The 10,983-nt window shown below is 73.0% G+C and carries 3 protein-coding genes; all 3 read left to right on the forward strand.

All coding sequences use genetic code 11. The features are described 5' to 3' along the window. Positions 1 to 4,286 (forward strand): SDR family NAD(P)-dependent oxidoreductase (locus tag ACIP8W_RS31300; RefSeq protein WP_402205775.1); only part of this gene is annotated, 4,286 nt, incomplete at its 5' end. A 61-nt stretch (positions 4,287 to 4,347) separates the two neighbouring features. Further along, on the forward strand, positions 4,348 to 5,547 hold the full coding sequence (locus tag ACIP8W_RS31305) for a cytochrome P450 (RefSeq protein ID WP_401958791.1): 1,200 nt from the start codon (positions 4,348 to 4,350) through the stop codon (positions 5,545 to 5,547). Positions 5,548 to 5,757: 210 nt separating this feature from the next. Next, positions 5,758 to 10,983: SDR family NAD(P)-dependent oxidoreductase (locus ACIP8W_RS31310; protein ID WP_402205777.1), on the forward strand; the 5,226-nt coding region annotated here is incomplete at its 3' end.

Consider the following 10,983-nt stretch of genomic DNA (forward strand, 5'->3'; position numbering starts at 1 on the left):
GGCCCTGGCCGGAGACGGGTCGGCCGCGCCGGGCCGGTGTGTCCTCGTTCGGGATCAGTGGCACCAACGCCCACGTCATCCTCGAACAGGCACCCGCCACCGACGAGAACGCCACCGGAGAACCTGCCACCCCACGCCCCTGGCCCCTGCTGCTCTCCGCACCCGACGAAAGCGCCCTGCGCGCCCAGGCCACCCGCCTCCTCGACCACCTGGAGACCGACCCCGACCTCACCGTCACGGACCTCACCCACTCCCTGGCCACCACCCGCGCCGCCCTCGAACACCGCGCCACCGCCACCGTCCACGACCGCGCCGGGGCGACCGCCGCCCTCACCGCGCTCGCCACGGGCGCACTGCCGCCAGGACTGGTACGCGACACCGCTCGCGAGGGCGCCCTCGCGGTGCTCTTCAGCGGACAGGGCGCCCAGCGCTTCGGCATGGGCCGCGACCTGTACGCCACCCACCCGGTCTTCGCCGAGACCTTCGACGCCGTCTGCGTCCACCTCGACCCGCAGCTGCCGCGCCCGCTCGCCGAGATCGTCCTCGGCACCGGCACGGACACACCGGACGAGGACGCCGTGCACCGCACCGAGTACACCCAGCCCGCCCTGTTCGCCTTCGAGACCGCTCTCTACCGGCTGCTGGAGAGCTGGGGCGTACGCGCCGACTATCTGCTCGGCCACTCCGTCGGCGAGATCACCGCCGCCCACCTCGCCGATATCATGACACTGCCCGACGCCTGCCGGCTCATCGCCGCACGCGGACGCCTGATGCAGCGACTGCCGCAGGGCGGCGCCATGCTCGCCGTCGCCACCGGCGAGACACAGGCCGCCGAGGCACTCGCCGACCACCCCGGAACCGCGGTCGCCGCCGTCAACGCACCCGGCTCCGTCGTGCTTTCGGGCCCGGCCGACGAACTGGCCCTACTCCAGAAGCAATTCACCGAACAGGGCCTGCGCAACCGCTTCCTGACGGTTGGTCATGCCTTCCACTCGCCGCTGATGGAACCCATGCTGGACGAGTTCGCCCAGATCGTGGCCACGCTCGACCTGCGCCCGCCGCGGATCCCCGTGGTCTCCGACCTCACCGGCACACTCCTCACCGCCGAACAGGCGTGCTCACCCGCGTACTGGGTCCGGCACGTCAGGGAGACCGTCCGGTTCGCCGACGGAGTGCGCACCCTGGCCGCCGAAGGCGTCACCGTCCTCCTGGAAGCGGGCCCCGACGGCGTCCTCACCGGCATGGCCCAGAACTGCCTCGACGCCGGATACCACGCCGGACCACCCCGGTGCGTACCGGCCCAGCGCAAGGGCACCCCCGAGGACGAAGCCCTGGTCACTGCCGTCGCCCACGCCCATCTCGCCGGTACGGACGTCGACTGGACCGCCGTCTACGCGGGCACCGGCGCCCGCCGCGCCGACCTGCCGACCTACGCCTTCCAGCGCGGCCGCTACTGGCCCGACCCGCTCCCGGCGGGCTCGGGCGGCGACCTGGCCGCGCTCGGTCTGACCGCCGCCGGACACCCGCTGCTCGGCGCCCGGATCACCTCGGCCGCCGACGGCACCACCCTGTTCACCGGGGAACTGTCCACGGCCACCCACCCCTGGCTCACCGACCACGCCGTCCTCGACACCGTCCTCTTCCCCGGCACCGGATTCGTGGAGCTGGCCCTGTGGGCGGGCGACCGGACCGGCTGCCACCACCTCGACGAACTCACCCTGGCCGCACCCCTGCTGGTGCCCGACGGCGCACCGGTCCAGCTCCAGCTCACCGTCGGACCGGCCGGTGACACCGGAGACCGGGCCCTGTCCGTCCATTCCCGTACCGACCCCGACGGCCCGTGGACCGCCCACGCCGAGGGCACCCTGCTCCCCGAGGCACCCGCCCCGCACACCGCGCCGCCCCTCACCGTCTGGCCACCCGAGGACGCCGAAGCCGTCGACCTCGACACCTTCTACGACGACCTCGTCGACCACGGCTTCACCTACGGCCCCGCCTTCCGCGGCCTGACCGCCGCGTGGCGGCGCGGCGGCGAGGTGTTCGCCGATGTCACCCTGCCCGAGTCCGCGGGCGGCGGATTCGCCGTACACCCCGCCCTGCTCGACGCGGCCATGCACTCCCTGGCCTTCCGCCCCACGGCCCCCACGGAAGGCGGCCCGCTGCTGCCCTTCGCCTGGCGGGGCGTCACCACGTACGGGCAGCACACCACCACCCTGCGCGTGCATGTCGAGGACCGCGCCGAGGGCCGGGTGTCCGTCGAACTCACCGACGCCTCGGGCCGCCCCGTCGCCTCCGTGTCCGCCCTGCACATGCGGCCCACCTCGACCGACCAACTGGAGACCGTACGGCTGCGCCCCGAGTGGCTGCTGCGCACCGAGTGGACCCCCCTCGAAGTCGCCCCCGCCGGGCGGTTCCAGGGCCGGTTCGCGGTCCTCGGCGACCCCGCCGCGTACGCCCTGGCCGGGCCGCTCCTGGAGGCCGCCGGAACCGTCGAGCACCACACCGACCTCGCGGCCCTGCGCGCCGCCGCCGCACCGCCCGACGTGGTCGTCGTCCCACTGCCACCGGCCGCACCGACCGCCGCCGCGGCCCGCGACGCCGTCCACCGCGTCCTCGCGCTGCTCCAGCGGTGGAGCGCCGACGACACACTCGCCGGAACCCAACTGGTGCTGTGCACCTTCGGCGCCGTACGGGCCGGGGCCGACGACACCGTCGCGGACCCGGCGGGCGCCGCCGTCTGGGGCCTGGTCCGCTCCGCCCAGCTGGAGAACCCGGGCAGCGTCCTGATCCTCGACCACGCGCCCGGCGCCACCGCGCCGCTGTCCGGCGCCGTCGCCCTGGCGCTGGCCACCGGAGAACCCCAACTGGCCCTGCGCGGCGACGCGTTCCTCGTACCCCGCCTCGACAGGATCACCCTCTCCGGGGAACCGGTCACCGCCGCCTGGCCGACCACCGGCACCGTCCTGGTCACCGGAGCCACCGGTACCCTCGGCCGCCTGGTCGCCCGGCACCTGGTCACCCGGCACGGCGTACGGGACGTGCTGCTCGCCGCCCGGCGCGGCCCCGACGCCCCCGGCACCGCCGAACTCCTCGCGGAACTGACCGAGTCCGGGGCCACGGCCCGCGCCGTGTCCTGCGACCTCACCGACCGCGCCGCACTCGCCGCGCTCCTGGACACCGTCGACGACCTCAGGGCCGTCGTCCACACCGCGGGCACCGTCGACGACGGCACTCTCGCCGCCCTCACCCCCGAACAGGTCGACGCGGTCCTGCCCATCAAGACCGAGGCGGTCGAGCACCTGCACGAACTGACCGCCCACCTCGACCTCGACGCCTTCGTCGTCTTCTCCTCCCTGGCGGGCACCATGGGCGGCGCGGGACAGGCCAACTACGCGGCCGCCAATGCCTTCGCGGACGCTCTGTGCCACCGCCGCGCGGCGGCCGGACTGCCCGCGCTCTCCCTCGCCTGGGGCCCCTGGCAGCGCGGCGAGGGCATGACCGCGGGCGTCGCCGAGAGCGACCTCAAACGCATCGCCCGCGCGGGACTGCGCCAGCTCGACCACCGCGAGGGCATGGCCCTGTTCGACGCCGCCCGCACGGCCGGAGAGAGCGTCGTCGTACCCGTACGCCTCGACACCTCCGCACTCGACGCGGACTCGCCCACCACCCCCGTACTGCTGCGCGGACTCGCCGCCGACGCCGCCCCGTCACGTACCGGCGGCCGGACACCCGCAGCCTCGGCGGCCGGACTGCGCGAACGGCTGCTGCCGCTCTCCGCGGCCGACCGCGCCACCGTCCTGGTGGAGCTGGTACGGGCCGAGACCGCCACCGCCGCCGGACTGCCCTCGGCGGACACCGTGCCCCAGGGCAAACCCTTCAAGAACCTCGGTTTCGACTCCCTCATGGCCGTCGACCTGCGCAACAGGCTCTCGGCCCTCACCGGTCTGCGCCTGCCCGCGACCCTGATCTTCGACCACCCGACACCGAAGGACCTGGCCGAACTCCTCCACGAGGGACTCGACCTGACCCCCGTACACACTCCCGACCCGGCCCTGCTCGCCCTCCACTCCCTCGAAACAGCCCTCAGAACGCCCACCGACGACCCCGGCCGTCAGAGCTCGCTGGCCGTGCGTCTGCGGGTACTCCTCGCCAAGCTCGAAGAGACGCCCGGCCTGGCCGGAACCGCCGCCACGGACACCTACGGCGACGACGTCGACGACGACCTCGGCACCGCGAGCACCGAAGAACTGCTCAGCCTCATCGGGGACGAGTTCGGAATCCAGTGAACACACCTCCCCCCACCTTCCCGCAGACCCACTGACGTACCCGCACAAAGGAACCCCCCCGATGCCTCTCGACATCGAAACCCCCCTTCCCTACCAACGCGACCCCCACTGCCCGTTCGACCCCAGCACGGAGCTGCGCGCGGCCCAGCGGAAGGAACCGGTCCACAAGTACCGCCTCCCCGACGGCCGCGACATCTGGGTCGTCACCCGGTACGACGACGTACGGCAGATGCTCACCGATCCCCGGCTCAGCAGCGCCTTGACCCCCCTCACCCTGATGCTCCCCGGCCTTGACGACACCGGCCTGGAGATCCCCGCGGGCAGCTTCGTCAACATGGACCCGCCCGAGCACACCCGGCTGCGCAGGACGGTCACCTCCAGTTTCACCAACCGGCGCATGCGAGAACTCGCCCCACGCCTGGAACGTATCGCCGAGGACTGCCTCGACGACATGGAACGCACCGGCCCGCCCACCGACTTCATGACCGGGTTCGCCTTCCGCTTCCCCCTGCTGGCCATCTGCGAACTGCTCGGCCTCACCGACACACAGCGCGACGCGTTCCTCGACATCACCCACCGGGCCACCGGACTGGCCGCGACCGAGGAGGAGGCCCACGAATTCCTCGCGGACGCCCAGCGGTTCATGGCCGACGCCGTCTCCGCACAACGCGCCGACCCCGGCGACGGCATGATCGGCATGCTCGTCAGGGAACACGGCGACGACGTCGACAACGCCGAGATCGCCGGCATCAGCAACCTGTTCCTGAGCGCGGGCTACGACACCGTCGCCAGCACCCTGGGCCTGGGCATCCTCGCCCTCTTCGACCACCCCGACCAGCTCACCCTGCTCCGTGACGACCCCACCGTCCTCGACACCGGCGTCGAGGAACTCATGCGCTACCTCAGTGTCATCTCCGCCACCGGAGGCCGCACGGCCACCGAGGACCTGGAACTGGGCGGTGTCACCATCCGCGCCGGAGAGTACGTCGTGCCCGCCCTGGCCGCCGCCAACAGGGACCCCGACCACTACGACGACCCCGACCGGCTCGACCTCACCCGCACCCCCGCCCAGCAGGTCGGCTTCGGCCACGGAGTCCACCGCTGCATCGGCGGGGCCATGACCCTCATGGAGATGCGGATCGGCTTCTCCGCCGTGCTGCGCCGCTTCCCCGGCCTGCGCCTCGCGATCCCCCGCGAGGACGTGGCCTACCGGGGCTACGACATGGTCCACGGAGCGCTCGCCGTGCCCGTCACCTGGTGAGCGGTCGCCCCCTAATCCGGCCACCCCGAAGCTAGGGGGACACCGGGCCCCTTCTGGGGGTTACAGGCCCCGACCCGCCCCATAGCGTCAACAACCAGGCCCGCAATGGTACGCCCGGACAGCCGGGACCGGCAAAGACTCCATCGTCCCCTTCTCCGGTCCCGGTGCGACAGGCGGAAACCAGCGGCAGAACCAGTGGGAGTCAGAGGCATGAACACATCCCTCGACGAGGTCATCGGCGCACTGCGCACCTCCTTGGTGGAGAACGACCGGCTGCGCCGGCAGAACCACCGGCTCACCTCCGCCGCCACCGAACCGCTGGCGATCGTCGGCATCGGCTGCCGCTTCCCCGACGGCGCGAACAGCCCCGAGGCGCTGTGGCGGCTGGTCGCCGAGGGCCGCGACGCCATGACGGGCCCGCCCGCCGGGCGCGGCTGGGAACAGCGTGCCTCCTTCAACCCCGGCCACCAGGGCGCCTTCCTCGACACGGCGGGGGATTTCGACGCCGCGTTCTTCCGCATCTCGCCACGTGAGGCGCTGGCCATGGACCCGCAGCAGCGGCTGCTGCTGGAGGTGTCATGGGAGGCGGTGGAGCGGGCCGGCATCGACCCGCTCTCGCTGCGCGGCAGCCGTACCGGTGTCTTCGTCGGCGGCGCCCCCCAGGAGTACGGTGCCCTGCTGGCGGACTCCCCGGAGGACACCGACGGCTACGCCATCACCGGCCTGCCCGCCAGCATCATGTCCGGCCGCATCGCCTATCTGCTGGGCCTCGAAGGCCCCGCCCTGACCATCGACACGGCCTGCTCCTCCTCCCTTGTCGCCCTCCACCTCGCGGCTCGCTCCCTGCGCGGCGGCGAATGCGACCTCGCCCTCGTCGGCGGGGTCCTCGTCATGACGACCCCCACCATCTACGGCGAGTTCGACAGCCAGGGCGGATCCGCGTCGGACGGCCGCTGCAAGGCGTTCGCGGACGCGGCCGACGGTACGGGCTGGGGTGAGGGCGCCGGAATGCTCGCGGTGGAGCGGCTGTCGGACGCGCGCCGTAACGGTCATCGGGTGCTGGCGGTGGTACGTGGCTCCGCCGTCAACCAGGACGGCGCCTCCAACGGGCTCACCGCCCCCAACGGACCCTCCCAACAGCGGGTCATTCAGGACGCGTTGACGGATTCGGGGTTCACCCCGGCGGATGTGGACGTGGTGGAGGCGCACGGCACGGGCACCCGCCTCGGCGACCCGATCGAGGCCCAGGCGCTGCTCGCCACGTACGGCCAAGGGCACTCGGAAGAACGGCCGTTGTGGGTCGGATCCATCAAGTCCAACATCGGGCACACCCAGTTCGCCGCCGGGGTGGCGGGAGTCATCAAGACGGTGATGGCCCTGCGCGAAGGCGAACTCCCGCGCACCCTGCACGTGGACGAGCCGACCAGGCAGGTGGACTGGACGTCCGGTGCCGTCAGGATTCTGACGGAGCGTCAGCCATGGCCCGAGACCGACAGGCCGCGCCGGGCGGGCGTCTCGTCCTTCGGGATCAGCGGCACCAACGCGCACATCATCCTGGAGCAGGCCCCCGAGGAGAGCGTGCCACTCGGCGGGACGGAGGGCGAGCCCCCCGCCCACCCGCTGCCCGCGGTTCCCGTGGCGCTCAGCGCCCGCAGCGAGACCGCGCTCCGTGCCCAGGCCGCCCGCCTCCTCACCCACCTCGACGAGCGGCCCGCCCTTCGCCTCCCCGACCTCGCCCACTCGCTCGCCACCACCCGTGGCCTCATGGAACACCGCGCCGCCGTCACGGCCGCGGACCTGCCCGGCCTCACCGCGGGCCTGCGCGCCCTCGCCGCCGGCGAGGACGCCCCCGGACTGGTCCGGGGAACCGCCACGGGCGGCGGCCTGGCCCTGGTCTTCTCCGGTCAGGGATCCCAACGAGTCGGCATGGGACAGGAGTTGTACGAGGCGTTCCCGGCCTTCGCCGCTGCCTTCGACGCGGTGTGCGCGGCCTTCGGTGGGCTGCTGCCGGGACCGCTGAAGGACGTGGTGTTCCACGGCCCGGCGGAGAGGCTGGAATCCACCGAGTGGGCCCAGCCCGCCCTGTTCGCGCTGGAAGTGGCGCTGTTCCGGCTCATGGAGTCCTGGGGGGTGCGCCCGGACGTGGTGTTCGGGCACTCGCTCGGCGAAATGGTCGCGGCCCATGTTGCGGGGATCTGGTCGCTCACCGACGCCTGCCAGGTGGTGGCGGCGCGCGGCGGACTGATGCGGGCACTGCCATCCGGCGGTGCTATGTGGGCGATCGAGGCGGCGGAGGCGGAGATCCCCGCAGACCCCGATGTATGGGTCGCGGCGGTCAACGGCCCCTCTTCCCTGGTGATTTCGGGCCCGGAAGAGGACGTACGCAGGATGGCGGACCGGTTCGCCGGGGACGGCCGTCGGGTGAAGCGGCTCGCCGTCAGCCACGCCTTCCACTCCGGTCTGATGGAACCGATGCTGGACGACTTCGCCAAGGTTCTCTCCCGCGTCACATTCGCCGAGCCGGTGATCCCGCTGGTGTCGAACGTGACCGGCGAGGTCGCGGGCGAGGAGCTGTGCACCCCCGCCTACTGGGTGCGGCACGTCCGCGCTACCGTACGCTTCGCCGACGGGGTACGGGCCGTACGGGCCCAGGGTGTGGACACCGTACTGGAGCTGGGCCCCGACGGCTCCCTCGTGGCCATGGTGGCCGACGCCGAGCCCGAGCTGTCCGTGGTGACGGCGTCGCGCCGCGACCGGGACGAGGCGCTCACCCTGCTGTCGGCGCTCGCCCGGACACACGCGGAGGGCGCGGACGTCGACTGGCGGGCGCTGCTCGCCGGGACCGGCGCCCAGCGGGTGGAGCTGCCGACGTACCCCTTCCAGCACCGTCGTTACTGGCCGCGCACCGGCACCGGAACGGGCAGGGGACGGATCATCGACGACTGGCGCTACCGGGTGGTGTGGCGCCCCTGCGCGCCCGCCCCGGACCGCGCGGAGCAGACGGCGGGCCGCTGGCTGCTGGTGGCGCCGGACGGCGAAGGCGCCGAGGTCGCGGACGCGCTGCGGGCGGTCGGCGCCGAGGTGGAGACCGCCACCGCAGCCGTCGACGGGGAGTTCACTGGCGTGGTGGCCTTGCCCGAGTCGGCCGCCGCCGCCGTCGCCCTCGTCCAGGATCTGCGGTCCACGGGCGGGAAAGCACCCCTGTGGTGGCTCACCCGGAACGCCGTCGCGGTCACCGAGGACGATGTCGTACGCCCCGAGGCGGCGCGGCTGTGGGGGCTCGGCCAGGTCGTCGGCCTGGAGGAACCCTCGTGGTGGGGCGGCCTGATCGACCTCCCCACCACATGGGACGACACCACGGGCGAGTCGCTCACCGCCGTCCTCACGGGCGCGACCGGCGGCGAGGACCAACTCGCCCTGCGCGGTACGGAGATATCCGCGCGCCGGCTGGTGCGGGCACCGCTGACCGCACGCGCCCCCGCCCGGGAGTGGAAGCCGCGCGGTACGGTCCTGGTGACCGGCGGCACGGGCGGTGTCGGCGCGCATGTGGCCCGCTGGCTGGCCACCGAGGGCGCGGCCCACCTCGTACTGACGAGCCGCCGAGGGGCCCAGGCCCCCGGCGCCGAAGAACTCGCTCGGGAAATAAGGGCGTTGGGTGCCGAGGTGACGCTCGAGGCATGCGACACAGCCGACCGGCAGGCACTGGCCGCCGTACTGGACGGCATACCGGAAGACACCCCGCTCACCGCCGTCGTACACGCCGCGGGCATCGTGCGCTACACCAAGGTCCGCGACCTGACCCCGGCCGAACTCGACGACGTGATCTCTGGCAAGGCCGAAGGCGCCCGGCACCTGGACGAACTGACCGCCCACCTCGACCTCGACGCGTTCGTCCTCTTCTCCTCCGGAGCCGCGTCGTGGGGCGGCGGCTCGCAGGGCGCGTACGCCGCAGCCAACGCACACCTCGACGGACTCGCCCACGACCGCCGGGCCCGCGGGCTCACCGCCACCTCGCTTGCCTGGGGCATCTGGCGCTCCGAGGGCATGGCGGCAGGACTGGACGAAGCCTCCCTCGCCCGCCAGGGCCTCGCCCTGATGGAACCCGCGCTCGCCCTGACCGTCATGCGGGAAGCGGTGGAGCACGGCGAGACCGCGCTCACCGTCACCGACACCGACTGGTCCCGCTTCACCCCCGTCTACGCGGGCGCCCGCCGCCGCCCACTGATCGAGGACATTCCGGAGGCGGCCCGCACACTGCGCCAGGACGACGCCGAACCCACCGAACCCACCGCTGACGGTGGCGCCGGCGACGAGCTGCGGCGCGGGCTCGCGGGTCTGACGGAGGGCGAGCGCCGTGCGGTGCTGCTGGATCTGGTACGGGGCCGGGCGGCGGTGGTGCTGGGGCACTCCGACGCGGCGGAGGTGGTGGCCCACCGGCCGTTCAAGGATCTGGGTTTCGACTCGCTGACGGCGACGGAGTTGCGCAACCGGCTCAACGCGGCCACCGGACTGCGGCTGCCCGCGACCCTCGTCTTCGACCATCCCACACCCAACGCCCTCGCCGCCCTCCTGTACGACGAACTGCACGGCGGCACCGCCCCCGGCGCCCAGACGGTCGTCGTACGCCAGGTGGACCACGATGACCCTCTGGTGATCGTCGGCATGGCCTGCCGTCTCCCCGGCGGTGTCACCAGCCCCGAGGATCTGTGGCGGCTGGTCACCGAAGGCGTGGACGCGATCTCCGAAGCGCCGGACGACCGGGGCTGGGACGCCTGGGGAGCCTCCGGCGACCAAATGGGCGGGTTCCTGAGGGGGGTTGGCGGGTTCGACGCGGAGTTCTTCGGTATCTCGCCGCGTGAGGCGTTGGCCATGGATCCGCAGCAGCGGCTGCTGCTGGAGACCTCCTGGGAGGCGGTGGAACGGGCGGGCATCGACCCGGTCGCCCTGCGCGGCAGCCGTACCGGTGTCTTCGTCGGTGGTACGCCGACCGGCTACGGCGCCCTCCTGGGCGACGCGGCCGAGGCCGGCGGCTACCTGCTCACCGGGAACAGCGGCAGTGTGATGTCCGGCCGCATCTCGTATGTCCTGGGCCTGGAGGGCCCGGCCCTGACCGTCGACACGGCCTGCTCCTCCTCGCTCGTCTCCCTGCACCTCGCCGGACAGGCCCTGAGCAGCGGCGAATGCGATCTCGCGCTGGTCGGCGGCGTCGCCGTCATGTCCACACCGGGAGCCTTCGACGAGTTCGCCCGCCAGGGCGGGCTGGCCCCGGACGGCCGGTGCAAGGCGTTCGCCGACGCGGCGGACGGCACCGGCTGGTCCGAGGGGGTCGCCTTCCTCGTGGTGGAGCGGTTGTCGGATGCGCGGCGGAATGGTCGTCGGGTGTTGGCGGTGGTGCGGGGTTCCGCGGCGAATCAGGATGGTGCGTCGAATGGGTTG

Origin of the sequence: Streptomyces sp. NPDC088554, assembly GCF_044752945.1 — a bacterium.
In the GTDB taxonomy this organism is placed as follows: Bacteria; Actinomycetota; Actinomycetes; order Streptomycetales; family Streptomycetaceae; genus Streptomyces.

Coding starts and splice junctions, on each gene's coding strand:
- ACIP8W_RS31305 (WP_401958791.1), top strand. CDS start 4,348: ATGCCTCTCGACATCGAAACCCCCCTTCCCTACCAACGCGACCCCCAC.